The sequence below is a fragment of the Succinivibrio sp. genome (assembly GCF_045124615.1).
Taxonomy (GTDB): Bacteria; Pseudomonadota; Gammaproteobacteria; order Enterobacterales; family Succinivibrionaceae; genus Succinivibrio; species Succinivibrio faecicola.
The window spans coordinates 1-2,949 of record NZ_JBGVMC010000311.1 but is presented as its reverse complement, the minus strand read 5'-3'; the positions used below and the strand labels follow the sequence as shown (position 1 = coordinate 2,949).

4 protein-coding genes are annotated in these 2,949 nt (G+C 36.0%); all 4 read left to right on the top strand.

Translation table 11 applies throughout. From position 1 onward, the window contains the following. The coding region (locus ACJML3_RS08140; RefSeq protein WP_406022231.1) for a flagellin at positions 1–812 on the top strand (812 nt) is incomplete at its 5' end. Between the two features lie 171 nt (positions 813–983). Continuing rightward, complete coding sequence (locus tag ACJML3_RS08135; protein WP_406022229.1) at positions 984–1,685, top strand: 5'-methylthioadenosine/adenosylhomocysteine nucleosidase; 702 nt, start codon at positions 984–986, stop codon at positions 1,683–1,685. 8 nt (positions 1,686–1,693) lie between these two features. Further along, positions 1,694–2,689, top strand: coding sequence for a cobalamin biosynthesis protein (locus ACJML3_RS08130; RefSeq protein ID WP_406022227.1), 996 nt, complete (start codon positions 1,694–1,696; stop codon positions 2,687–2,689). Positions 2,690–2,694: 5 nt separating this feature from the next. Further along, positions 2,695–2,949 (top strand): hypothetical protein (locus ACJML3_RS08125; RefSeq protein ID WP_406022225.1); only part of this gene is annotated, 255 nt, incomplete at its 3' end.

The following is a 2,949-nucleotide window of genomic DNA, read 5'->3' as shown; positions in this document are numbered from 1 at the left end:
CATTAGATACAACCTACAAGCGTCTGTCATCAGGTCTTAGAATTAATTCAGCAAAGGACGATGCCGCTGGTTTACAGATATCTAATAGATTAACAGCTCAGATTAACGGTTTAAATCAGGGTAACCGTAATGCTAATGACGGTATTGCTTTAGCTCAGACAGCTGAAGGTGCACTTGATGAAGTAACCAATATGTTACAGCGTATCCGTACTCTAGCTCTACAGTCTGCAAATGGTACAAATACATCTACTGACAGAACATCTCTTCAGTCAGAAGTTGCTCAGCTTTCAAGTGAAATTGCAAGAATTTCATGTAAAACTACTTTTGCTGGTAATGAAATTTTAGCAGGTGCAAGTAAAGGTCTGTTAGACAACAAGGGAAAGATATCTTTTCAGGTCGGTGCTAATGCTAACGATACAATTACTGTCAGCCTGTCTACTGGATTTACCATCAGTAAAATGCAGGCTGTCGATACTGTATTAACTAAGGGATTAACCTCCGACAAAAAAGGTTTTGATGTTTCAACAGCATGTAAAGCGCAAGCTGTTCTAGAAGGAATTGACTCTTATATTGCATTCGTTGATAAGAAGCGTGGTGAGTTAGGTGCTGTACAGAACAGACTTGAATCAACCATTGCAAACCAGTCAAATATTGCTGAAAACGAATCAGATGCACGTTCACGTATCCGTGATACTGACTATGCTGAGGAAGCAGCAAACTTATCACAGCAGACAATTGTTCAGCAGGCAGCATCATCAATGCTGACTCAGGCTAACAGCCGTCCACAGATTGCATTAAGCCTACTTGGCTAATCTCCTTTGTTTTGGATCTCCTTGAAAAAAGGAGATCTTTCTTATCAAAAATCCAATCATATTTTTTCAACTCTATTCAAATATCATTTATTGATTTTGTATGCCGTTTCTTATAGTGACTAAAAACAGTTTAACTGATAAAATCGAAACATAATTTTTACGAGGTAAATTATGAAAATCGGTATTATCTGTGCAATGGACGAAGAGTGCGAATATTTCTTACAGAATATTAACGTCAGTCAGACAAAGACTGTAGGAAAGAGCATTTTTTACTGTGGAACTACTGCTGATGGAAAAGAGGTTGTTCTTTCAAGAAGTGGTATTGGCAGATCAAATGCAGCTTCTGTATGCGCTTTAATGATTGCATTATACGATGTTGATTATGTTATCAATTGTGGTATTGCTGGTGCCTTAGGAGCAAATCTACATATCGGTGATATTGTTTTTTCAACTGATGTTGCATATCACGATGTTGATTTTTCTGTATTTGGATACAAGAAAGGTCAGATGGCAGGCGAACCTGAAAGATTCAATGCAAGTTCAGAATTATTAGCAAAAGCTGAAATTGCGTCACAAACAATTTCTGAGTTAAGAACTAAAGTAAAAAAGGGCCTAATCGTTTCAGGTGATCAGTTCATTAACGATAAAGCTGTAAAGGGTGAAATTATAAAGAATTTTCCTGACGCTCTTGCAACAGAATGCGAAGGTGCGCCGATAGCTCATGTTGCAACAAATTTTAATATTCCTTTCATTGTTATCAGAAGCCTTTCTGATAACGCTGATGAAAACGAGGTTGCAACCTACGAATTTAACGTTAAGAGCGCGTCAGAGAATAGTGCAAAACTTGTATTAGCAATAATAAAAATGCTATAGGAGTGCTTATGCCTGTAGAGCAGATAATTGATGCTGCAAAAGAAGCTTCAATAAAAGATCTTTTCTTTGCATTCGTGTCAATACTTGAATATCCTGCAGTAATTCTGTTTACTGCAATGGTTGTTGAGTTGATTCTGCCTACAAAAAAGAAGTGGTGCCTATCAGGAATGGCCCCCTTTTTTTCTAAGGCAGCCGCTAAAGTAAACCGACCAGAGAATGCGATTTCACAGACTGTATTTTCTGGTATCTTTCTTCCGATAGCTACAGTTACATCATTTGTTCTTACATTAGAACTTCTAAGGTTCTGTGTATCTAGTGATGTTATTCTGTCTCTTATTCTTCTTCCTATTTTGCTTGAATCAAAAGGTACTCTATACCAGATGTTTTCTGTAAAAAGGGAGATAGATAACAAAAATAGAGAAAGTGCCAGAGCAGTACTTCAGCAGTTTATGAAAAGAGACTGCATGACACTATCAGATATGGGAATATGCAAAGCGCTTTGTGAATATACAGCTATGAGAATGTTCATAAACTGGTTTGCAATAATGGTCTGGTATATGATCCTTGATCTTGAAGGTGCATTGGTTATGCAGCTTGTAGCTGTGATGAATAATTCTTTTAATTTCAAAGAGAAAAAGAACGAAGTATTCGGATCATTTATTTATAAATTAGAACAGAGTTTATTATTTCCGGTTCTGATTGTATTTATTCCACTGATGTTGTGTTCATTTTCGGCTATCAGAATCTTAAAGCATTTAAAACAGCATATAACTGAGTATACAAGTTTTATTTCATCACCTGTGCTGGACCTATTAGGTTCATATGCAAATATTTCTCTGGGTGGACCTCGTTTATATAATGGCAGCAAAATAAGATTAACCCGTATTGGTGGAGCAAACGATCCTGATTCAAGATCTGCTTTAAGGCTGTACAATAAAATCAGATTTGTAGGGGTTATGTTTGTTTGCCTTTGTGTTATTCAGAAAATCGTTTTTTCTCTATAAATACAATGTCAGATAAAGAAAATTTTTTAGAACTGTTAAAAGAGCAATCAAAAGAAAAAACTGAAGATTTCTCCTCTTTGTTAGATGGTGAGATAAAAGTCATAGTACAAGATAAGATTGAACTTAAATCAAAAGGTATTGATGAAGCTCTTGCAAAAATAAGACAGTCTTCGGCAGTACATGCAAAAGAAGAAATAGCAGATACAGCATCATCATCTTTTGTGAATATGGTTAAACCAAATGATGTTCTGGTGTTTAAA